The sequence below is a fragment of the Armatimonas sp. genome (assembly GCF_031410135.1).
Taxonomy (GTDB): Bacteria; Armatimonadota; Armatimonadia; order Armatimonadales; family Armatimonadaceae; genus Armatimonas.
On record NZ_JANNYP010000614.1, the window covers coordinates 1 to 24,697 of the forward strand.

7 protein-coding genes are annotated in these 24,697 nt (G+C 58.3%); all 7 read left to right on the forward strand.

Going from position 1 to position 24,697, the window contains the following annotated elements:
- The first annotated feature begins 176 nt into the window (after positions 1–176).
- Positions 177–1,091, forward strand: coding sequence for a prepilin-type N-terminal cleavage/methylation domain-containing protein (locus RMO15_RS22495; protein WP_309717535.1), 915 nt, complete (start codon positions 177–179; stop codon positions 1,089–1,091).
- Positions 1,092–1,197: 106 nt separating this feature from the next.
- The gene (locus RMO15_RS22500) at positions 1,198–3,270 is read left to right on the forward strand and encodes a hypothetical protein (protein WP_309717538.1); all 2,073 of its coding nucleotides are present in this window, start codon (positions 1,198–1,200) and stop codon (positions 3,268–3,270) included.
- A 23-nt stretch (positions 3,271–3,293) separates the two neighbouring features.
- Positions 3,294–5,591: a type II secretion system protein gene (locus RMO15_RS22505; RefSeq protein ID WP_309717541.1), complete on the forward strand. Its 2,298-nt coding sequence runs from the start codon at positions 3,294–3,296 to the stop codon at positions 5,589–5,591.
- On the forward strand, positions 5,588–8,584 hold the full coding sequence (locus RMO15_RS22510) for a hypothetical protein (RefSeq protein WP_309717544.1): 2,997 nt from the start codon (positions 5,588–5,590) through the stop codon (positions 8,582–8,584). Before RMO15_RS22505 ends, RMO15_RS22510 begins: the two co-directional genes overlap by 4 nt.
- A gap of 19 nt (positions 8,585–8,603) precedes the next feature.
- The gene (locus tag RMO15_RS22515) at positions 8,604–13,523 is read left to right on the forward strand and encodes a PQQ-binding-like beta-propeller repeat protein (RefSeq protein ID WP_309717547.1); all 4,920 of its coding nucleotides are present in this window, start codon (positions 8,604–8,606) and stop codon (positions 13,521–13,523) included.
- 72 nt (positions 13,524–13,595) lie between these two features.
- A complete protein-coding gene (locus RMO15_RS22520; protein WP_309717550.1) occupies positions 13,596–24,122 on the forward strand; it encodes a hypothetical protein in 10,527 nt (3,508 codons plus the stop codon).
- A gap of 335 nt (positions 24,123–24,457) precedes the next feature.
- Positions 24,458–24,697, forward strand: a 240-nt coding sequence (locus RMO15_RS33415) for a TM2 domain-containing protein (RefSeq protein WP_369016155.1), incomplete at its 3' end; no start/stop codon positions are given.

The following is a 24,697-nucleotide window of genomic DNA, read 5'->3' on the forward strand; positions in this document are numbered from 1 at the left end:
CTGTCATCCCCCTATGATGACGACTTTAGGAGCAGAAGGCAAATCGGCTTGCCTCACCACTTTTTTGTCCTGCACCCGGAACAAGTGCTCTGGTTGCGTCGTCAACGTACTCAGGAGTATAATGCCCGGAAGTGGGCCCTAGGTGGGCTTGCTTGTGAGTACTAAGAGGATAAGCTATGACATCCAAACTGCTGGTTCGCAAGGTTCGTGCGGGGTTTACCCTGATAGAGCTGCTCGTCGTGATCGCGATTATCGCGATTCTCGCCGCTATTTTATTTCCCGTCGCGGGAACCGTCCAAGAGAGTGCTCGGCGTGGCGCGACAATGTCGAACCTCCAGAAGATTCACCAGGCAATCTCGGCCTACGAGCTGGATAACCGCGAGTACCCTGAGTTTCTCTTTGGCCCGGCGATCTGTAGGGCCAATGGCCTACCCGATGGTAGCTGCGCCCCTTCGAACTTTTACACCATGCGGGAAACCGCCGCGCTGGTCACCGGGCGCTACCGCTCAACCGACCCCGAGTACTTTGCTTCGCGCAACGCTCGCCGGATCTTTACCAAGTCCCTCTACCCCGAGTACATCCGCGATCTCGATACCTACAAGAGTGGCAACAACGCGACGCGCACTCCAGACAACCTGGTAGGACTGGCTGCGAGATATAGCCTTCTGAATGGAGCGAGCTACCTGCCACGTACCGCCGCCTCGAACCCTGCCTTTGGGCTGCAGGACATCCCGTTCTACGCCTACGACTCATTTGATGCCAGCCCTGCGGTTACGGACATCATCTCTGGTGCGATCAATAACAATGCTTTGGTTGCCCGCTACTCACGGCTATGGATGCCGATTGTGGACAATGTAACACTGGACACGGCTCTCACGCCTGCACAGGTTCAGATCTACCAGCGCCAGCTCTTCTGGGCCCGTCCACCTGCAGAAACGGTGGTGACCATGACGACGCACCATGTGCCAAAAGGCAAGATTCTCGTGCTGTTCCAGAGTGGTACGGCCAAGGTGCTAGATGTTCGCAAGCTAGGACAGGTGCCATCGGCCGCCCCTGCGGGTGACTATCAGTTCTGGCAGCTAAGCAACTAACACACAAGGGTAGGGAACATTCCCTGCCCCCTTGCGGTCGTAAAGGAGCCTGACGCAGCTTGCGGCAGGCTCTCCCACTCCGAGAGAGAGTAGACAAAGCGCAGCGATGAAAATAAGAGACGCGGTAGAGAAAACAGTCAAGCTGAACCTGAGGGCCACCTCGCTCGTTGAGGTTCTTGTGGTTCTGGTGATCCTCCTGATCGGGGTTTTTGCGATTATTCAGGTTTTCCCTCTGGGCTTCACCCTCCTGCGTAACAGTGAGAGCCGCATGAGTAGCACCCGGCTTGCACATGGGCTGATGGAGAAGGTGCAAAGCGACTCTGCCAACCTACCCAATGCGGTGACCTACTCGTACTTTAGCTGGAATGGGAGCCGGTTCGTCCGTCAGTTTGTGATGGATCAAGATCCGGATGATCTCTCCACCGATCCGTCCAATCCCTACTACAACGATCTGAACAAGTTCCGCTTGGTGGTGGGTGAGCCCGTAAAGATTGGCCTCCCGACCCCGACCGCAAGTGGCAACTCGGGCTCCGCCTACATGGCAAAGCTTGGGCCGATCTACATGGACTCTCTTGTGGGTAATCCTAGCTCGGCTCCTGCCACTCAGGTGGATCGTGACTACTTCAATCTCTTTCTGGCTGTCAATAGTGCGCCGCTCAATGTCTCCAATGGAAACAACCGGGTTGATCCCTCGTTCTACCGAGCACGTCTTGCGGGGCCGCAGAACTGCCTGGTGGATGAGAACGAGGACGAGAACGGCGGTGCCTGGATCCTCTTCTATCCCGCTGCCACGGATCGTGTCTTTACCGTGCGTTTTACCCGGCTGAAGAACGACCATGATGATGCGACCAACGATCAGGCCTATGCGGTTACGGACAAGGTCTATGTGCCCGCGAACTTCTACGGTTGGAAGCCGCTCTGCGATCCCACTGACCCGGACTACGCTCCTACCGATGATAAGACGTTCAATCCCGATGATGCGATCTTGCCGGGTAGTGAGGTTGTAACTCGCGAGTTTACGCGTCTGGCGGCAGGTGCGAGCTGGACTGCGGACAATCCCGCGACGCCTAATGTGGATGAGAGCGATCCGTATGAGTACAAGCTGATCTCACCCAATTTAACGCGAGCAAGTGGTGCGACTGCTGACAAGCCGTATGCCAACCCTGGCATTCTTCTTTTTAATCCACAAGGCGCACGCTTTGGCAATGGCAAAGATCCGTTCAAGGCCTACATTGACTACGCCGTTCTGGACTGGCACATTATCCATGATGACCGCGATGTTCCTATTGTGGCGGCGGGCTCCGATGGTGAAGTGCCGGTGCGGACGACCCTGACTCGGCTCAAATCGCTGGATTATATCAACCCGGACAATACGTTCTATGAGGGAATCTTCCCCGCAGGCGATACGGATATCAATGCCAACACCGACATCATGATCATCCGGCTTGATACAGGGGGGATTCTCAATGCCGGTCAGAGTGGTCGCCCCGGTGACTATGGCCTGCTCAAGGCAGGGACGGCCGGGCAAGCGGCGCTCGACTACTGGGTAAACTCCGATCCAAAGACGGGTTCGTATGCTAATGGTGTGTTCTATATCAATAGCAACACCGTTGCCCCGGGAACTCCGATCCGTATTCTCTACAAGGCCCAGGGCGATTGGGGAGTTGCCTTGACAAAGGCGATCTCTACCTACCGTGAAACCAGTAGTGGGTGGGTAGGCACATGGGCCAATGTTAGCTTAGACCCCAGTGATCCAGCCGAAGACCGGTTTGTAGACACCTCGATGCCGGATAAGTTCTGGCGCGATACGACGGCGGGTGGCATTGCAAGTCTCTACTTTGCACGTACGGAACTCAACAAATCGATGGTTGTCACCCTGATGGCGCGCTCTAGCGCCTCGGCACCTTGGCGGCGCATGCAGTCAAAACAGCTCACGATTGACATCCCCAATCAGGTCACCGTGGGTGGCAATAACAATGTGAATGTGGCGTATGTGGACGTGACCAAGTACCTAAGGCAGCTTGGCTGGGATGGGTTGGGCGATAACTGGCGCGTCGTGGGCGATATCAAGGGCGCAACCACCAAGAGCCGTGTGATCTGGAAAGATAGCCTGGAGCGAAAATCCCCGTGGCGTATCCAAGACCTGGATACCTACCTGACCCAGTCTATAATGAAGTAGAGATAGTGCGAAAGATGAAACCGATGCAGCAAAGTATAGCAAGGATCATTCGGGGGCAGCGGGGCTTCACCATGACGGAGCTCCTAGTGGTAATCGCCATCACCTCGATTCTGCTGGGGCTCCTCTTTATCCCCATTACCCAGGGCTTTAACCTGACCCGGAAGGCGCAGAACCAGGTTCAGGTCCAGACCCAGGCGCGCAACGGTATCCAGCAGATGTCGCGGGAGATCTCGCAGGCATCTCTGGTGCTCGACAATAGCACTGCGGCCTTGAACTTCCCCCTGACATTCTCGGTCAACACCGAGATGAATGCCTCGGGCAATGGGCAGCCTACCACGGTGCATACTTGGGTCAATGGAACCAATGTCTTTCCGGCGCGAGTTCTCTACACTAAGCTCGATCTGATTCTTTCGGGCAAGCTTCCCAATAGTGGCACAAAAGATCCGACCACGGGTGATGTGATTGGGGGTTCACAGCTTCGCTTTCCGCTTGCGATGGGGACGCGCATGGTGCGCTACTTTATCGGGCTGAAGGATAACACGCGGCCCTACTCTAATATCTACCAGAGCCGCATTCACAGTGCCGCGACAAATAGCATCAATGGGCAGACCGAGTTTCCTTTTCAGGGTGATAATAATCTCAATCCCTTTGTTCTCTACCGCGCGGAGTTCGATCCCAACGACCCGAAGCTCTTTAATGCGGCAAACTACGGTAATTCACTTGAGGATCAGGGGGGATTTAATGATCCCAACTTCTTCTACAACTTCAATGTAGCGTCTAACGGTGCGACCTACGCGGCCAACTGGAAAGCGATCTCGTCTGCGGTGGTGGATGGCCCCAACCAGGATGTGATTACCTGGGTCAAGGACGATGTCAATGATCTCGTGCTTACCACTCCGTTCCGTCCGCTTGCCTCGTTCTCCCCAAGCAGTGTGGTGGGGGATACCGCCACACCCGCTTTTCTGAGCGCGACGGCTTCGGAGTCGCCCAATGCGGTGCCGACTCTCTACGAAGCGCAGCAGGGACACTGGAGCTTGCCGACCACGCTGACGTTCTACCGCGCTGCGAGCCGTGGAGTGGCCAATGAGGACTATGGGGTTCTGAAGATCACGATTGATATTGAGACGCTCCCTAGTGGGATGACGGTGCCGCACCTGCACCTGAGTCCGAACGCCAATGAGAACTACGGTACCCTGGCCGCAACCGACGCGCAGCTCTACTGTGCACGGCTTTCGAGCACCGGCGATATCTTTGTCAAGACCCCGAACCTGACCTTCTTGCTCAACACGGATCGTGGGATTGTCAAGACAGGCATTCCACCGATTGCTGGAGATAATACGGGAGCCCCCCTGATCCGCCTTGCTAATGGGACGATCCGCTCTATGGTTGACGAAGGCTATCCCGATGCCAATCCCGGTGAGCTGGTGGAGACGGTCTATCGGATTAACACACGCCACGTGGACGCGGGCACGGGAACCATACCGACCAACCAGGGCTGGAGTGAGCTAAACCTCTGGGATGGCGAGCCTGGCTTTGGGCCACGCTACTTTGTCAAAGATACTCTGCCCGCCCCGATTAGCACCGCAGCGGTAGGAACCTACTTCTCGCCGCTGGCTTATTTTGGAAATCTCTCCGGGACGGGTGTGCTCAATCCGGGGGGCGGCTTGATGGTGGTTCCCGGCAGCGAGCGGGTTATCGGGCCGGAACTCTCGGTGACGGTCTCGACCGCGATGGATCAGTTGGCGGCGCTGAATCCTGCCACCCGTGCACGAGCAGGTATCGGCTTTGTGCCCTACTACCGTGCTCCCGGCGCGATCTCTGCGGTAACGAAAAAAGCCACGCAGGTGCAAGATCCAACAAATGCATTCCTGAAGCGCTGGACACCGATCTCCGGGCAGCGCACCTACACATTCGATCAGGACACACGCCTGCAACCGACCTCACTCTTGCCGACTGCCTATCTGCGCTTCGATACCCCCAATGGCCCCGGTCTTCCTGCCTGGCCTTTGACAGATCCTGGTATTGTGGCGGGCATCCAGATGGAGCGGGAGCTGCAAGTGACCTATCTCTGGCAGAATAACTTCGCACGCCTGCGGGATGATAACGCGCCCAAGCGGCGCGGACAACCGGTGGATGCACAAGGGCTTGTCATCGGAGATAAGGCCATTATCGCACCGGAGCCAGATGTACTCAAAGTAGACTACTCCACCCGTGATCTGCTCAATGTGACATTGGGAGCGCTGGTCTACGATACGAACACTCGTCAGCCAACCTCAATCAATCTGAACGATAAAGTGCGTGTAGGGAACACGATACGATGATAACCACCAATTTTAAAACCCGGCGGCGTAGTGTGCACGCCCAGTCACTCACCGTGGCGATTATCGTGCTGTTCTTGCTCTTGTTTCTAGGGGGGCTCTTTATCGCGCTGATCGTCAATAACATGCGCGCTGGTCAGACCGCCGCGAAGGGCTCTGCCGCCGACAAGTTCGCCGAAGCGGGCCTGACCTACATGGATGACCAGCTCACCAAGTCGCCTGAGGGAGCCGACTGGCGTCCTGTGCCCTTTGTCGCCGACCCACTGGACACCGATGGCAATGGCAACTACAACGATCAGGACACCAATGGCAACGGACGGCGCAACGCGGAGCCGCTTCGCACCTCCGATCCCGACTACGACTGGCTCCAGCCTTGTAGCGCCACCAGCAATGTGGAGCCTTGTGGCTACTCCCGTGTGGACTTCGGTGGACGAACCCCGTCGGCAGGCAATCTTGGCGGACGTGCGCTGATCAAGCTGGTCTATGCGCCCACTAGACCGGGCGAGACGCCCGATGCCAACCGGCAGTACATTCAGCTCCTGAGTGTGGGCCGAGCCGGAATTGTAGACCCCAGCGACCCGACGACATTCGCGAGCTCCGAAGGGAAGGGGCAGCGACGTGAAAAAATAGGCTTTAAAGCCATTGAGCTGACTCGCTTCCTACGCTTTATCACAAACCGCGACAATCGCTCGGTGGAAGCCGCTTTAGGAGCGCCCACGAATGTTTCAGACCCACCCTTCGTGACCCCGCGTACGAGTGCGGCACCTGAGGTTCATCAAGTGGAGTCGGTCTACCACGGCCCGATTCACTCGAATGCTCCCCTGACCTTTAATGGAATTAACCGACTGCTCTTCAATGGGCCACGCGGCGATACCTTGACAGTTTCCTCGAACCTGAATATCCCGACCACCAACGGGACTCAGGTCTTACTGACGGATCTGAGTGGTGCATTTACCAATGCCAGCGTGGTTGGTAGTAACGGAGTCTTCAATCCTTACCTAGGTCTGGTGCGTGATCATGCCCCCCAGACCGGCAACCCGCTACGTAATGTTGCGCGCGTTGGTGTGCCGACTATTGACCAGAGTATCGGGGAGAATGGCCTCACCCGCTATCGTGCCTTGACGCGTGATTCGGAGCCGATGGATGCGAGATATGTCAATGCCAACGACATCTCGGGGCTAGGAACCAACCAGGCCGGACGGATCGGCTGGGGCTCTGGGTTCTACTTGGACAACCGTGAAGATATCCAGTCTGCCTCCGAAGCGCTCGTGGGAGCCTACTCACCGCGCGCCAACTGGATCGGAACCGACACGCGCTGGTGGAACGGCGACAACCGCTATACCCCGCCTGCTGTTGTTATCACTCTGACCCCGCGCTCCATGATCATTCAGCGCTCCGCGACCAGCATCAACCGCTCGTTCCTACGGGATAACACGGGGCGGCGCATCAACCAGAGCACGGTCATTCGTTACTCGGGCATGGGTACGGGCGTTGCGGATACGGCTCCCGTTGCCGGTCTGCCTGCCAGTGTTCGCAAGCTGGAAGCCTACCCCGCTCAGCCTTATGTCAATCCCCTCACAAATACTGCTGTCCCTGGTGTCTGGGAAGGGGAGTACGTCGTCTACGCGGAGGGAAATATCCGCATTCGAGGAACCGCAGGTGGCCTCGACCCCGAGACCCTGCGCTACTACATCCGCCACCTAACGGTCGTTTCGGGGGCCAATATCTACGTGGATGGCAACCTCCTCAAAGACAACCTGCCCGCTAACCCCTCGGGAGTCGCGGCCCAGGTGCGGGGACGCTCGTCCATTGCGCTGCTTGCCAAAGACTATGTGGTGGTCAACACCACCCAGTTTCTGACACCCAGCGATAATTTAGCAGGCCCGGAGGCATCGGGCTCGGATGCACGGGCCATCTTCATGCGCCCCGACTCTCCTGTCTTTAATCTACGACTCACACAGGGACCGGCGGAGAGGTTCCAGGCAAACGGCGCGCGCTTTGCCGAGACCAACCCGGACTCGCGGATTGCACCATCAAGCCTGCCGCTGCCTCCCAGCATCTTCCTGCGCCACTCTGCAGCAGAAGTGAACGGAGCAACAGCCGTCTGGCTAGGTGTCAATGATAGCTTCTTCCGCTTCCCCTTGGCCTATGCCTGGCCGAATGCAAACCCGGCTTTAACCACGCTGGCAATGGGCGGACCGACCACGATTGAGCCAGGCGTGTACTTCGATCATGTCTTTCCACTCAAAGATGGCCTGAACAACACGAATCTACTCTTCCCGGACACCGCTGGGCCTTATGCGGGACCAGCACCGTCGTTTGGCATTGACAATATGATGACCCTGAGCCTGGATGTCAGTGCGGGTGTACCCAACCAGACCGACTACCGGCTCTCACGTTTTGGGGTCGCGCCACTCGACATTCGGGTAGAGGCGCTGATCTATGCACAAGATGGCTCGTTCTTTATCATTCCTGGCCCTTGGCTCAACCCCGATCCCAACGATACCTACGAGGCCTATCTCACCCGAGGTTCGCGGGCAGGGGACAACCTGACGGCAACGGGACTGGGAAGAATTGACCCAAGCTATCCCTTCTACGGTCAGCCACAAGACATTCGTATCACCCTGTTTGGTGCGATCGCCGAGAACCTCCCCGCTGACTCTAGTGACCAGGGAGCGTGGCTGGAGAAGTGGGGCTGGGTTCCCAACTACTTTGGCTCCACAGGACTGCCACCTGCACCTGGTTATGCCAGCCAAGGAACGGCAGTTCCCACTCTGCACGGACCTAATGGAGTGCTCCCCGGCCCACAGCCTGGAGGTGTGGGAAATGGTGGCGGAAGCGGGATTGTCTACCTCTACGATGAAAAGCTGGTCTCTCCGTATGCAACAGATGGTGCCGTATTGCGACGGGACGAGTATGGCAACACCCTGCCGATGGCCCCGCGCCTTCCGGTAGCGCCAGGGCTCCTCTTTATCGGGGAGACACCGGGAGCGTAAGGACGTTATGAAAATGGCGATGCGAACAAAGATACAGTTCTTACTCGGAGCGATGCTCTGCGTCCTTCTGCTGGCCACCACGGCACAGGCACAGGTCGCGACCACGTACTCCAGCAATAAGCGAACCCTGAAGGTCGGGATTCTCCTTCTTGACTCCACGGATATCAATGATGGACGTGGGCCGGAGAACCCGGATCCCTTTATTTTCTACATCGCCGACTCGCGCAACGATGTGAAGCCGCAGAACTGGGAGTTTATCAACCCTCTCTCACCAAAGACAGTCACGATAGATGTCGCGGCTCGCTGGACGGCTCGTACCAATAATCTCGGCCAGCAGTATCAAGTAGGTCAGCAGATCACCAAGAACATGGCGGCGTACTGGGAGGTTTCTTTAACGGACACCCCGCTCCAGGATATGCTCCAGTTTGACCTGCTCTTTCTGACCAACCACCGTGTCACTCGGCTAACGGCGGCTGACCGTGAGAAGCTGCGCAAGCTGGTGGATGCGGGCGGAGTGCTCTGGCTGGAAGACTGCGGCGGGATGCGGATGGACCCGACAGGGCCGCTCTTTCTCGATCAGCTTCAGTTCAGTGGCGGACGAGGTGAGGCAACCACAGGCACGCCTTTTCCGATTGTCAATGTCCCTAACCACCCGATTCTAAGTACGCCCAATGCTCTGAGCCTTCAGGAAGTGGCCAATCTTGGTGATAAAGACTACTCCAACTACGCGCTGATCAACATTGCCGATCCAACCCTGCCGCCTAACCCGCTTGTGCTTGTTAATGTGGTGGGCAATAACGCCCGTGGGGGTCTGCCTTACATTGCCGCCGGTAACTATGGAGCCGGTCGTGTGATTGCGACAGCGGGCGACTCTGGTTGCGATATCAACGACTATGCGGGTGGGCTTCGCACGTCCTCTGGAGGAAACTCGGGGGCGTACTGCGGGGAGAACCTGATTACCGCCCACGCTGAAGACCTGAAGTTTCTCTACAATGTGGTTGCGTGGGGAAGTGCCAATAGCCAGTTCCGCAAAGACCCACGTCGTACAGGCTCCTCGTTTGAGTCGCTTGGCGCGGCGCTCGTGCCTGCCTTCAAGGTGGGCGCTCCTCCCACGACCGTCCGTGAGTCTCGCCTAAACTCGGTGACCGCGCCTCTGGTTGCCAAAGGCGTGGTCTACAGCACCGGTGTGGATGTGAACAGTGGCACGGCCTCTGTTCGTGCCTACAGTGCCCATCCCTCTCTGATTAGTGGTGATAAGGGGCTGCCAGATCTGTCACTGGGCGCGACCTACGACGAGGTTTGGCGCTGGGATGGCGGCGGTGCCATGCCGTCGTCCCCTGCACTGGCCACGGTCTACGGCGGCGGTGGCGGACCAGGCACGGGAAGCCTTCGTGCCATCTACGGTGACTTTCTGTTTGTGACGCTGAGCGACGGAACTCTGGTGCGACTGACCGCGCTCGCGACCGATGGCCAGGGCAATATCCTACCGACGCCGGGTGTGCTGCCGAATGCTCCCATCACCACAGGCACCACCTACCAGAACCCTCCGGGCTGGTCACAACCTGCTTTTCCTGCGCCAGCGCCGGTGATCAGTGAGGGGAAAGTCTATGTTGTTGAGCCAAACGGACGCGTCCGCTGCGTCGATGCGGCCACGATGACAACGCTTTGGCACTCCTTCTTGGATAACCCCGATGTTCTCTATCGCCCGACAGGCTCCCCGACGCTGGGCTACTCCCGCCTCGCCATCACGAGTACAGACAGCAATGGTCGCAGCTCGGCAGCGGGTGCGGCACGCTCCAGTGGCAATAGCAACGATCTGATGCTCTATGTTCCGGTCTGGATTGAGGATGCCAACTCAATGACTAATATCCAGCGGACGATGACCTACTGGCTCGGGGCGCGGCACGAGGTAGTTTCGACGGACACTCCGCCGGGGTCGGGAAACTTCCGTCCTCGGGCGGCACAAAGCAACCGGCAGTTTGTAGCCTTGACGGAGCCCTCTTTCTTGCGTCCCGTGATCCGTGTCTACCAAGATGGGATCATCGCGGGAAACCCGGTAACGGCTCAGGAAAACATGGCTCTGGGACGTGCAAGCACTGTCTTCAGCGGTCAGTTTGTGGATCCGACGGGAATCATCCGCGTCCAAGATAGCATGGGCAATGCTCCTACAAGAGGCGCAGGTGCTCCTAATGTGATTATCTCTGTGGACTATGATGTCATCTACATCACGCCCAGCGCCACACCGCCGGGGCTAAGCCAGCCCAACACCAATGCGGCGCGGCCCAACCCGAACCTGAGTATTGCGGGGTATTTGTCGGGGGGCGAAGGGGTTGCCATGACCCCGGATGATATTTTGGTGAGCGCGACGCGGTCCATGAATCCTCGCGTGAGTACTGCACTGCCTGTGACTACCATCTCAGGAGATTATGAGCAGTTTGGGCTCACTCGTCTGCGTCAGTCGTTTAGTGTCTTTGAGCTTCTCAGTGGGCAGCAAGTTGCCCAGGCCACGGTCGCGAATCAAGTGGTTCTGGAGCGTCCGACACTGACAAACCGGCTTGTCTTTACGCCGCCGCTTCTGAGTGAGACAATGGCCGCCATTGTCAGCCCCCTAGGCTACGAGTCATTGCTCAACGTGAACCCGATTGGCACACCTGTGACAACCAATGAAGGCATTGTCTATCAGGTTCTGAGTGCTGTCTCTCCTGCAAATGGAGGTACCGTAACGGTGGTTGCGGCGCTGGACATGAAGAAGGAAGTGATCCTGAACTTGCCTGAGACCTACAACCCTGCTTACCGGGTTCAAGTCTCCCAGATGGATGTCACTGCCTACGATCCTAGTAACGCCGCTCAGCCTCAGACAATCTCAGCGATTCTCCCGGTGAGTACCAGCAGTGTGAGTAGCACGCAGAACCTGGTTGGGGATGCGAGCCGTGGCCGGATCTCCGTGACCGACATGCGGGTCAGTGGGCGGCGCTTCTCCTCGTCGCTCTCGTTTGTGGTGACCTATGTTCCCGCGGGGGGCACCAGCGATAAGACGGTGGTGATCACACCCACGCCACTCTTGCCGTTTAATGGAGCCGGAGCGGATATTGACTCTCGTGGGATTGTCAATGGTGGGTACTCCCCTCTGCTTTGGTACTACGTCCTACCGGGCACGCCAACTTCCTCGGTGACATTAGCAGGAGACATGCTTTATCTGGGCGTGTTAAATGGAACGCCAAAAGTTGTTGCTCTGGATGCCGATCCTGCCTCCAATGACCCTACGGTTCGTTCGGGGCTGGGCCTACAGGTCGAGGCGGTGTTTGCAAGCAATAACGCCAAGGTGAACCATGTCCGCTGGGTACGGCAAACGGATGCCATAATCTATGGAGCACCGGTTGCCTCGCAGGGAACTCTGGCACTCAATACGATTGCGGGCCTTGATGCCTTTGAGACCGGCGTGACACTGATCACGGATGCTAAGCGTATTATCGAAGTGGATGGTGCAGGAGCCGCGCTGTGGGCCGTGGATGGGACGATTAAGTACCAGGCTGCGGGTGGGGCCGTACCCCGCTTCGATGTAGACGGTACTCTGATCCCCGGCGATGGACGAGTTGTGGTGGAGCGTAAGACCCTCGCCCGTCCGAGCCTGGCGCGGCGAATTGGCTCTGGCGACTACCTGATCTGTGACACGGGTAACAACCGTGTGGTTCGGATAGATCGTAGCGGTGGTATCCGCTGGGAGCTCGATGACCTCAACGATGCCTTTGGCGTTCTGTCGTCGGCAGATGCGAAAACGCTCAGTGGCCCCACCGATGTCCAGATCTTCACCCTCCTCTCACCCGGAGGTGCGGGCTACGAGATACACTACCTCATCGCCGATGCGGGGAACAACCGCATTGTTGAGGTTGCTGATTACTTTGACCGGGATGGAAATATCCGAACGAATGTTGCGACACCCAATGGCCCGCAACGCGGTGACCAGCTTGTGGTCTGGGTAAGCCGGACGCTTTCTAAGGAAGGACGCTCGCTACGCTTCCAGAGTGTCCAGCGGGTACTGACCTACGGCGATCTTCGTCGAGGACAGAATCCCGCGCTCTATGGCTACCCGACTATCCTTGCGGTCGTAGGCAATGCCAGCGCGGCGGGTGGGGAAGTTAGTGCCGATGTCCGAGGAGACTTTACGGGCGGGTCGCTTCTGACACTGGAGTACAACCCGATCAATACGACCATTCCTCTCTTCAACAATGGGGGAGTGCCCACAGGAGTCTACACACCTTGGCTCTACACCAACCCCGAGCCGGGTCGGAATGGCTTAGTGGATCGCACACTCAATGAGCTGGTGATGCCGATTGGCTACAATGGTGCGATGATGCAGACGGTTCGGCGGATCACGGGACCTACCAGTATCCAGCAGTACAACCTGCCGGATGGAGCGGGCGGCACCAAGACGATCTTCTTGATCTGTGATGCCAGCGGGGTCTACCAGGCGGAGCTGAATATTACCAATGGACGCTGGTTTGTCACCTGGTACTTCGATGCCAATGACTACAAAGCCCTGATGGCCACGCGCCTACCAGGTCTTCCACCGGGAACCCGAGTGGATGTTGGCTTCCAGCCCAACTCGGCGCAGCGCCTGCCCAATGGGAGCTATCTGATCACTAACTCCTGGATCGGCTCGCGGACACGCCTGAGCCCCGCAGAAGTTGGCATTGGAGATCTCTTTGCGGGCGGCCAGTTCGTCGGAGAGGTTTTTCAGGTGACGGGGGGGAGACAGTTCAATCTCACGGGCACACAGACAGACCTCGTCCCACAGCCTCTCTATGATGATTTCTCTGCGCCTCGCATTGTGACGACGAGAAACCAAATGGGAGTGGTCATTCGTCGTGAACAGAAGATGGGCAGCACGACGAGTAACACGAATCTTCTGGAACATCCGCTCTTTGGAGACCGTCAGTAAACTAACCTTTCCTGCCCCGCAGCGCAATGCGGGGTAGGTACAATTGATTTGATTCCCAACAAGATGAAATCTGTGTTCAGAACAACTATAACAACCACACTCTTGGCGCTGGCTTCGCTCCCGGTAGCAGCCCAGACTCCACCGGGCGATCCACTGCCCAAGGGCCAGGAGACGGTCTCAACCAGCCCTCTGGTAGTCAAGCCGCGCACGACCGAGCGTCAGTCGCAGCTTAATCCGGCAGGGAAGGCACATGGAGACACGACCAACCGTGGCCGTATGAGCGCCGACTTCCTCTGGGGAATCACGAATGGGAATCGTGCCTACGAGAAAGCACCCTTTGCGCGTATTCCGAATCAGAGCGATGCCGCTCCGATTCAGCCCGATGGCTACACCATGCCGTATCCTGTCCAGAACGTCGGTGGCCTGCGCCGTCGCGTACGAACAGATGGCCAAGGATCCGTCACCGACCTTCTGAACCCACGTCTGCTCTTAGACGATGAGCTCCTCCTGCCTCTGATTGCACAGGTTGCCCACCCGGTAAACGGGACGGGGCCAGGGGCACTCGGGAGCTTGGGAGGTTTCTTCCGTGGTACAAACTGGGCTTCGGTAACCGCACCCAGCCCAGGGGGTGGCGCCGGGTATGTTGGAACGAGCTACAGTCGAATCGCAGCGATTGAGCGCCCTGCGGGAGCACTCCCTGATGCCACTGACCCCGCACCCGCAACGGGAACTCCAGACAACCAGCCGGGTGGCCCCGATGATCCCAATAAGTTTATCTGGTATCCCCGTGTGTCGGGTGTAGCGGGCCAAGTCACGCGTTTTGCGATCCGTGTTCATATCCCGACAGTGGATCCGACGGGCAGTGAGGCCCGCATCACCGATGCGCGTTACGTGGTCTACTACGTGGTGCCGCTCCCAAACGGACAGTTTCTGCGCAAGCGTAAGATCTGCTTTGTTGGGCAGGACTCTGCAGGCGAGGCGTACTTGCTTGGGGATGATGGCAAGCCTGCCACTTTCCCCTTCTTTAGTGACGCGACCTACAGCGATCCGGCGTGGCTCACACGAACCTTTAGCAACTTCCCCGCACTGCAGTTTGGGCACCAGCTCTCTCGTGCACGAGTCGAGCTTGACAACACCACTGAGAACGAGATCACGGGCACCCAGTTTGTGGTTGCGGATCAGATTGAGTTCAGCCAGCGTGTCGGGAGTGTCAAGGGCTCGCCCGTGGTTACTCCGCCCCATGGTGGCCGCAAGGTAGACACTACCCAGCCGTTAGCGGCAGGGCCGGAGCCACACCTTGATCCCTATGACCAGCCTGCGAAGGGGCCAAACAACTACGCCCTTGATATCCTGTTGACCCCTGGGGGACTCTTCGCGTTTCTCAACGACTCGTTTAACTTCATCAACAATCCCGGCGACCCCGCCTACACGGCGATGGGTAACCCGCTTTTTGGGAAATTCGATCCCGCAAACCCGTCCACGCTCTTCCGTGGCCCGGAGTCGCTGATTGATCCCAGGGATGTGATGGGCAATCGCGTTGGGGTGGTGGATGCGGTCAACAACCAGCAGTACCGCAATACTCTGGGAGCTGCGATTCCGCTCTTCTCACACATGCAGGTGCTGATGAGCCGGACGAACTATATCGCCGACCCTGAGGCCGATGTCCCTGATAGTGAGAAAGACGGCACCCGCACGATTGAAGTGGGCTCTATCTACTCCCTCGACTGGCTCACCGGAACGGTAATCTGGCGCTTCCCCGACAAGACCTATCTGCCTCAGCTTCCTGGTGGTGCCGTTTGGAGAGATCCCTCTGGTTCCCCGGTGGCGGGGGCCGGTCTGCGCAACTCGTACGATTCGGTGAACCAGCTCAACCTGGTGCCTGGAATCGGAGCATACGATACCAATGGTAATGGTGTCTACGACGACGATGAGATCTATATCGTTGGTCAAGGAACCAACCCGAGTGGGGCTGTTGAAGCCGCTCCTACCATTGTGCCCAATATTGCGGTAAAAGGGGACGTTCAAGTTCCCGCCTACAGTGAGCCGTTCAGTGAGCGCTACCTCATCAATGGAGTGGTCTCCGCTCCGCTCTTCCGGTATGCACAGCCTGACCCGACCGATGTCACCGGCCAGCGCCGTCTTCCGATCCACATGCCGGTGGCATTTACCGGAGCTGCCAACGGGGTGCTCTACGCCTTCGATCCGTTTGGCAACAACGATAGCCAGTACTGGGAGCAAACAAACCCGGCAAGCTTGGGATTCTTTTTTCCGGGCACAACCAACCTGCTCTGGACCTTTAGCCCCTCGTCTAAATCGCGCGTCGTCGCTCTACAGCCGGGTGCACCCAATGACCTGCCTGAGCCGCTGGATAAGTACTACCTCCGGCTAAAGGGCGAGATTCCTGTACCCGGAAGCTTTGGGGCCTCGTCGCCCACCGTGGTCTGGGCCAAGCAGGACGATAACCTGACCCTGGATCGTCGCGTCGAAGAGCCTCGTCTGTTCATTGGTAACCAGAACAAAGTGGTCTACGCACTGGATCCTCGTGCGGATGCGGGAGATGACTTTATCACGATGACGGGCGTGGCTTCGTTGCCAATCCGTAAGGGGGAGCAGGTTCCCCATCTCCGAAATGGCTTACCCGCTTACTTGACCCCGGGAGCGGCCCGCGCTGATATCACGCGGCACCGAAGTGCGGTTAAGTGGTGGTTTGAGACTTTAGGGCCGATTAACTCGACTCTGGCGGTCTCTGATGTTGCTTTTGCTCGCAATGCAGGCGCTCCCGTAGCTGCCAGCCGTCATCTCTTCGCGACGACCGGCGAAGGCCGCGTCTACTCCTTGGATTGGGATGGCCCTGTGACCAAGATGAACCATGAGCTGAACATGGTCTGGAATGGTCAAGACGGTGTGGGGGATCTTGGACCCGCGACTCCGTTTCCAACAACACGCCCCGTGACAGGAACAGCAGCAGCATTCAATGACAATGTTCGCTTCCACAACGACTTCCCGGCTAAACTAGGAGCTCGCCCCGATTTAACCGAAGGGACAATTCGTCCGACCTGGGCCTTCCCCAACCGCTATGCGGATATTGATGATGTCAATGGGGATGTTGATAATAAGATTGGGACGGATCTACCAGACTTCAGTAAGGCCTACACGGGTAACCGCCTTGCTACCCCGTTTACCAATATTGCTCCGATCTACAGTGCGCCTGTCGTGATGGACTTCGCCTTCCGGGACACGGACAATCCGGGCATTCCGGGGCTGACAGGCATTCGGCGCTACTTGGTGGTTTCGACCAACGACTATGATGCGGATTCTCCCACCACACCCAAGCAGGGACGCATGTTCTTGCTGGATCAGGAGGGGGATCGTAACGACTTCCTGACCAATCCGATGCCGTCGCGGTCAAGCGCGAAGTTTACCCCGAGCCACCCTGCGGTCAATTCCTCCAGTCCGACAGGCGCTACTCTCCGACCTGTGCCTCAGGTTGGGACACGTATCTACTCCCAGGCGCTGGATGAGTTTGTCTGGAAAGAAGGCCCGTTTGGGAAGGCATCGCCTGCCTGGACCTACCGCTTCGTCTACGATACCTACGATGCTGCCAACAACCCGATTACGCGTCTGCGAAACCGGCCTACACCAGGCACTCCGCTTGATCCGTCGGGACTCCTAGGTACCACGGCGGGTGAGCCTGCCCGGCGCACACTGCCCACGATCTTCTTGGGTGGCCAAGGCCGACTCTTCGCGATGGATATTGACGAAGAGACGGGGCTTCTGCTCCGCTGGCGTGGCGGGAGTGCGGCAAGTCAGCCCTCACCTATCCCCACCGATGGAAGTATCACGATCCCCGTTGATCTGAGTGCCTTGGGTGATTTCTTGAACCCGGCGGAGCTGATCACCGGAAACCCATTCAGTCCCCTCTTTAATGTCGGGAATCAAAACACGCTTAACCTTAATCGTAAGCGGGTGATGGCACGCACCGTCTCGCTCTTAGGTGATGGTAGTGCCGTGGATGGCCAGCTTGTACTGACCGCAGGCCCGCTGCAAAACCGAAGCAATACGACAGCAATGACGGCTGCTGCAGCGCTGCCAAACACTCGACCGCCGCTCTGGGTTAATGGTACCGATCCTATGGTGCCGCTGCTCCCGACCCTGGATGCGCCTGTTACCAAGCCGATTCTGACTTTTGAGCCTCCGGTTATCTTAGATCCGATGGGGCCGATTGTCTACAACCTGACTCCCTTTGGCTTTGATCTGGATCTGACCGTATCTCTGCCACCTGCTGCGGCTTTCCCCGAGGCACTTTTCCTGCCTATCGTGGATCTGACGGGCCGGTTTGTCAATCAGGACATCAGCGATCCGATCACGACGACTCGTGGGTCTTGGGAAGGGGTTCTGCCTCCATTCCCTGCCGACGAGGTCAACAAGGCCTTCCAGTACCCAACGCTACTGGTAACAACCGCGCAGGGGGTGTTGCACGAGGTTAGCACGAATATTGAAGGAGAAGATCCTTCCGTTGCGACCAATGGTGGGATTCAAGATGCAGGGACGGTGGGTAACCAGTTTGGCCCACTCGGCTGGGCGCTGACGGAGGGGGACGACCTCAACCGCTACAACCCGCACGGCCATGTGATTATGTTCACGCAAGAGGGACCAGGCGGAGCGGGAACAGGCATCTCGGTGGTAACCAATGCCTACTTCCCCTCGCTTGACTCCGGCTATGCACGTCGCCAGGATCGCCTGACCAAGCAGATTTTGCCGACCCCTGACCCGACGGGCAAGTACACGCACTATCCCCAAGGCGAGCCGCAGTCTCTTGCGGCGACGGCAGGCTACAACAGTTTAGACAACCCACGTGCGGGCCTACTTCCCCGCCCGCTCTACCAGGGTAATGGAGCCAATGGAGCCGCCACGCCGGCCGTTGCTGCCGTGGACCCCGATTGGCACACAGGCCAGACAGGCTTCCCTCTGGACATGAACGGTCTGTTCTATGACCGTCGGTTTGCCAATGGGAATGCGACCAACCACAACGCCGATGGTAGGCTTCGCCTGCCCGCCTACGATCAGCAGGGCACGCGTAGCGCAACGCCTCCTGTCGCAGGAAGCACTGGAATTCCCGAGACAAATCTGGAGCGTGGCACCAATGTCACGGCCATGACGGCAGATAAGAACGACAACCCGGCGGGGCAGAATGTCACCTGGGTGTTTGTGGGAGGGCAGGATGGAATCTTCTACGCCTACACCCCGGTCTTCCGTCCTGACCTCGGTGGTATTACTAGCGGTGGCCTCGGAGGAACCGGCTATGGCACTGGGTTCTCCGCATCAGGGAACTCCACCGATCCCAAGGTAGATACATTTGACGAGGCTACCTACCTTACACTCAGAAATGCCGCACGAGCCGGTAGCCCCATTCGCCCTGACCGTGATGGTCGAAATGCAACTTGGGTAAACCCCAGTGAGAACACGCCTCCCTTCCCCATGGGACAAGGCGCGGGGCGCATTGTTACGAATGCTGCGGCCCGCTCGATTGCGTCACAGGGTGGCAAGAACCTCTATGAGTGGGGCGAGAAAGTCTATATCGTCGCTTGGGACATCACCGTTCTACCCTCGGAGGTACCGACTCCTCCGATGGGAACCCTCTCGCCCATTCCGACGGCGTTTACCGCGACACTGACGATCACGCCGCGAAACGGTGGCACGCCCATCACTCGCAATGTCACCTTGGAGCGTGACAACACAACGGGAGCGGTTGCAGTCTATCCCTACGTGGCGCGGTACAACACCCCGGCTCAGGACACGCCCTCAGGATCACGGCCTGCACAGCTTGGTCTGGCTTGTTACGAGTTCACACTGGACACCAATGCGGGGCTTCCCCTCACCCCAGGGACACAGTTTGAGATCTCGGTGACGCAGCCTGCTGCACGTCGGCTCAATCTGCTCGGTGTACAAGTCGGGGCAATCCGTCGCTACTTCCCCACTAATGCAGGGATCGAAGCCGAGCGTCGCACCACCCTGAGTCCCATCGTGGCTGTTGCCAACCCGCTTGCGGTTCAGGGCTTCCTGACCAACACCATGAACAATGCCCCTGTGCTCGCACAGAAAGCGGCAGGGGATCCGTTTGCGGGGGGGATCGGGCCTTTCCGAACACCCTCTTCCGCTGTCAGTGACTACACCAACCCTGCGTCTGTAAGAAACCGGGTGGCAAATAACAATCCCACTCCGGGCACAATGGATCCCGACCGTGGCGGCTTTGAGTACAGTCAGGCGCTCTCCAATGGAAATACCATCACGCGCTACGACTACACTCGCTACAATGCCGGGCCGATGGGTGTGCTTCAGCTCAATCCGAACTTTGGTCGCCGCCTGCGTACCAACGGTGCCGATGATCCGAGCTACTACATCCCGGTGGCAACGAGCACGGGATATATCGGTCATGGTCGTACCGGCTCGACGGATCTCTCCGCGACCCAGCGGAACCTGCGCGTCGTCAACCGTGCGGGTGGTTCGCTCAACCTGACAAGCGTTCGTGCTGAAGTGCGGGATGACTTGATCTGGCGCTGGTGGCCAGGGCTGATCCCGAACGCCGATACCGATCCGACGGACAATCCTTCGATTACGCCAGTAGGCATGCGTCCTGATGGGCGGATCAACCCGCTGCCTTGGGAGACGGCGGTGCCGCAGGCACAGCCGTGGAAACGCCGCGCCGACACGGGAGCCTCGGGCTCTGTCTTGGGCCTTGGTAATGTCAGTCCGGACTACCCCGATATTATTGCGGGCTCACGGGCACAGCAAGGCCGCCAAGCGGTGAGTGTGATCATGGCCGGAGCGGATGCCGTTCAAGGAACCGTCTCTCTGCCCAATGGTCAGCTCAATAATCCTGTCAACGGTGTGGCGGCGACCAATCCGCTCCAGACCAACCCGCTGTTTGCGACGACGGTCAATGTCCGTATCCCGCAGTACCAGCCCGCGAACCTGGTGGCGATGCATAGCCTGACGGCAGCATATGAGGCCCCGAGCACATCGGATGGCGCTCAGCCGTTCGTAGGTGAGGGCAAGACGCAGCTTCCTCGTGGAACGGGCACCAATGCCTCCACCCGCGACCTACGCCAGTACAATCCGGGGTCGGGTGTGTTTAACGGGCCATTTGCGATCACTCCCTACGGCTACACGTCCCGAATCCGCGTCTACGTGGACAATGGAAGTGGCACGCCCGGCAACAGCAACAACGGGCGCTGGGACAACGGTGAGCCTTACCGAGAGGTTGAGGTTTGGTCGGGCGTTCCTGTAGACATGGGCCTAAAGTCCAACGAGACTCCGGTTGATCTTGGAGCGCTCTCGGCAGGCTTTGGTATCCAGAACGGTCTGATGGGCTACCAGCGGACAGGTGCAGCCGATCCTGGCTTCCTCCCTGATCCGATTGGGCGTTTTGCGCCGGGCGTCGCGGCACCCTACGACAAGTTCTTCAAGAAGATGACGATCCAGAACATTGGCAACGTCAACCTCTATAACTTACGTGCAGCGCAGGCGGTCGAATCTCTGACCGATGTGGATGTGACGGGTGTCGGCTTCCGAAGCTACTTTGGAATGACCTCCGAGACCGTGGATGCTCGCTACGGATTGCTGGCGTTTGCCGCTGATCCGACACTGGCAAACAATGGAATCTTCACTCCGACAAATGTCATGCCGCAAGTCGTGACCTCACTGGACCGTCAGTTCGATGCCGTCTGGCAGGGCTATCTCAGTACCAGTGTGCCTTGGTTGCAGCAGCTCGTAGATGATGGTACGGGCACTGGTGGGACGACGACTGTCTTCAACCGCTACTATGCCGGTTTGATGGGGCGCCATACGCTCCATAAGCCGACAGTGGGAAGTAGCACTCCCTCCGTATTGAGTCTGCCTGATGTTCCCACGATCACAGCGCTTGTGCCGGCTATCAGTGCTCTCCAACCGGAAAGCAGTCTGCCCGCACTGGGTGTGGCAGTTCCTGTGGGAACACCCGTGGGTGTCTACCGCTCACAGACCACGGCCAGTCCTATCGCTCCGCCATCGCTAGCAGTCTTTGAGGATCACGACACCATTCACCCGGATGCGACCCCCGCATCGGCTGGCCTGACGGGCTACATGGGTATTCCCACGCTCACGGGCCAGCTTTCGGCAAGTGGCAGAGTGACGGCTGCGGGGCCACTCTATGGTGGTCAGAATGCTCTGCCGCCGGGCATGGTGAGCAATACTATCCTGCCTCTCGGGGCGGAAGGGGTTCTGCGAGCACGGAACTTTGCGGTTGCTGGTGGTCAGATGGCGGGTGTGGAGTTCCAACCCCATACCAGCCCGGCAATTGATCTCAAGGTGACGGTCACCGAGACACCTCTGACGGGCCAGATCGCCGACTTTGCAGGCATTGGCTACGATGGAATCTTCTCCGGCCTCCTCAATGGCATTGACACCATGCCGCTGATGGATCCGCCGCTGACAAACCCGGCGTTCCCTAAGCGTCCGGCCTCGGTGGTCACGCCTGCGGCCTTTCGTGGTGCAAATGGACGGCTCAATCTCTACTTCGCACGAAACGCGGACGGAACCGGTGTCGCTCAGACTGCGGCGGGCATCTCGCCCTTCCGCCTCTTCCACAGCCACATGAACTGGGACGAGACACTGGGAGCGTTCCAAGCAAGTGCACCGGGTAGCCCTGTGTCGAATCCTACAACAAACACGGCTCGGTGGTTCACGCCGACCGTCATGATCGGAGCTGGAGCGGCCGGCGAGTCCAACATGTACCCGTCGGTTCTCCAGACCACCTCGACTACCCCTGAGGCAACCCTCTTCTGGGTCAACTCTGTGGCAACGGCCGGTGCATTGCCCACGGACACGATCTTCTGGACGGGGCTAGATGCCAACGGGAACCCGAATGACAATGGGCGCTCACTCCTGAGCCTGATCAATCCCAACTCGCGGCCCGACCCGACGATCCGTCGCTACGGTCCACGGGCTGCCTTTGATCCTCAGACACGTAACGGCTTCGTGACCTTCTACGGCGGTGCGCCGGGCAAGCAGGGGCTGTACTACATTCCTTACCGAGGGACGAACACGGGAGTGCCCACGTCAGCGGGCTCAGGCCGTGGCTCGGGTGAGCTTGCCTTGCCCGTTCCTCCAGGGATTGTGACGGCCTCTGAGCCTAGCCCGACCATGCGCCGGCTAAATATCACGGATCATAGCGTGGGGGCCTTCAGCGGGACGGAGTTCATTCCTACTGTAGATGCGGGATCAACACCGGTTGTGGACGTGGTCTACACGGGAGTTCTGCGTAATATTCAGACACCTGATCTCTTTATGGGGCGCTACAAAATGGTGAGCACCCCACGCGGCAATCAGCTCATTCTGACGGCGCTCCCTCAAGTAGACGGCGAGCAGCTGGTGCAGGCAGGTCGGGATCTGGCGTGGCGCTCTAAGCATATCGCCTGGTACGTCCGCTACAACTCCGCCAATAATGTGGTGGATAACTTGGCTGTCCGTGTCCTACAGGCAAATGGTATGGTTCGTTACCAGACTCAACCTAATGCCTGGCAGTACGATAGCAACAGCAAGATCTGGGTGCAGACTATCCGGCGCACCAGTGGAGTGCTCTACGTCTACGCCGATACGGAGACGGGTGAGGTTCGCTTCCGTGGCGCGGATGAGCCACAGAGCAACGATAAGGTGGTGGTGGACTACCAGCCCACGACTTACCGGCTCACGCCCGACACAGCAGCAGATGCAGGAGCCTTTGTCACCACTGACAACCGACTTCTGCCCAATGTCCCCAGCTCACAGGTCTACCGACGGCTGCTCAATGGCACCCCCGCTCTGATCCCTTCCTCCGAGACCGATCCCCGGTTCTCTGGTCTGGGACGGCAGTGGATTGCCTGGAGCAAGGGGGCACAGCCTAACCGCCCTGCACGGCTCTACTACTCAGCCCGCCGCGTGGGAGTTGATCTGCGCACCACGGTGCTACCTATCGCGAATCGGCTCGCTCGTGATGAGTCTGTGGCTCTCTTGCCACGGGATGGGGCAGGGAACCAGACGCCAAGGGTCAGCGGTGTCGTGGTGAGCAATAACGCAACCCTGGCAGGAGCCACTTCGGTGCCCTACGAGGTAGATTTCTCCACCGGGCGTGTCTATGTAGATCCACTCTACGAAGGCATGTACGTCGGAATCAACTACGTCGCGTCTCGGGGAGCGGCCACGCGGAATGTTCAAGTAGTGACAAAACTGGGCTACATTGAGGAGCTGTCGGCCACGGATACCTACTCAATGGGTCTCCAGGTGCCGATGCAGCAGACGATCAACGAAGGGCAGGTGAGTGCGTTTGTAGACCTCTACAACTACGATCCCAGCCGCCCTGATCTTCTGAAGCTGATCCCAGGACGAGGAGTTGGCTCTCCGGGATACCAGCAAGATCCGACTCTCCAGCCGGGTAAGCTCTGGATGTTCTGGACGAGCTCACGGCCTCGCAATGGGCAGGTGCCTGTCGGAGGAAATCTCCTCTCGGTGCCCAGTGGGTTCGAGCTGTTCTACCAGACCATCGCTCCGCGCTTCGAATTCCCGAGCTTCTCGCCCGGACAGTAGGAGCAGGACGGAGAAATTAAGCCCTCGTGTGGCATGTGCCACACGAGGGCTTTCTAGGTTCTGGTATAGTAGGGGTGGAGAAAAGCATGGCAATCTACACCGTCACCTTGGATGGCGTGGCCTACGAGGCCGACACAATCGAGACACTCTCTCAATGGACCGCAGAGGGGCGCCTTACCCCGGATACCGTCATTACGGATACAGGAACGGGCATCAAGTTCACTGTTTCGGAGCACCCGCAGCTGCGCACCCGCCTCCCGCAGGCCGCGACTTCAGCACCCACTATGCCCTCCTCGCCCTTTTCAAGCACAGTGGGGCAGACACAGCGTCAGCAAGTGCCCACGTACTCGGCCACGACGGCAACGGGGGCAGCCAATAAAGTCCCCGCCGGTATCTGTGCCATCCTCTTAAACTGCCTGGGAGTGCACAAGTTTATCCTGGGCTACAACACCGAGGGGCTGATCATGCTACTTGGCTCGTTACTCACCTGTGGAATTGCCGCCCCCGTCTTTGCCGTTATTGGCCTCGTCGAGGGAATTATCTATCTCACCAAGTCCGATGAGGACTTTGTCGAG